Origin of the sequence: Bartonella sp. AP57NXGY (assembly GCF_042195805.1) — a bacterium.
Taxonomy (GTDB): domain Bacteria; phylum Pseudomonadota; class Alphaproteobacteria; order Rhizobiales; family Rhizobiaceae; genus Bartonella.
In genome coordinates, this window is sequence record NZ_JBHIOZ010000466.1 from 1 (window position 1) to 800 (window position 800).

Here is an 800-nt window from a genome sequence, read left to right on the forward strand (position 1 = left end):
TTTTGCCCGTAGTGAAGAAAGTGAGTGTGTTAAAACTTTTGATTTAAATGCTCTTATGCAAAAATTCTCTACCGATGCACATCTTCACAAACGCCAATTTTCCTACACCATTGAAAGCCCTACACAAATACAAGCACGTCCACGTGCCTTCACGCGTCTCATCAGCAATATTGTGTCAAATGCATTTTGTCATGCCAATACTGTCAAACTAACAGCCATATCCCAACAAGAATGTTTCCCATATATCAAAAAAGTTCCCGCAATATATTATATTTATACAGTTATAATATGATATCGAACTCAATATTTAGCCTCACAAGAGAGTAGTCAAACAGGACTGTATTCAATCACACAAATAAGGTTCTATCTTAGCACCATAAGCCTATAATAAAAAACGATAACTTTTGTTCATACACCTATTGTTCAATTCATATTGTATCAAGCAATAAAAAAGTACTCATCAATAAATAATTTATAACCAATAGTAAAAAATCTGGTGCTCTAAATACAAGCTGCTTAATTAACCTTAAGAAGAGTACATTAATTGAAATCAAAATTCTGTCATGATTTTATTTTACTGTATTGATAATAGTTTTAACTAAATGAATTTTTATTTTTTTTGTCACAATAAAGTCCAAAATTGTTCAGGCTCTATTCAGTTTGAAACGTGTAGGATGTGAAAAATACGAATTTACACAAGGAGCATCATTATGAAAAAAGTGATCAGATTAGCGGTATTATCAGCAATGTCTACTGCAACCGTTTTGATGCCATTAAATCCAACGCTTGCAGATATGGCA

General features: G+C 32.1%; 1 pseudogene. It reads left to right on the forward strand.

Annotation, left to right across the window (positions count from 1 at the left end):
* Positions 1-238: pseudogene (locus tag ACFIL8_RS11510) on the forward strand (two-component sensor histidine kinase); the annotation flags it as partial.
* Positions 239-800: the final 562 nt, after the last annotated feature.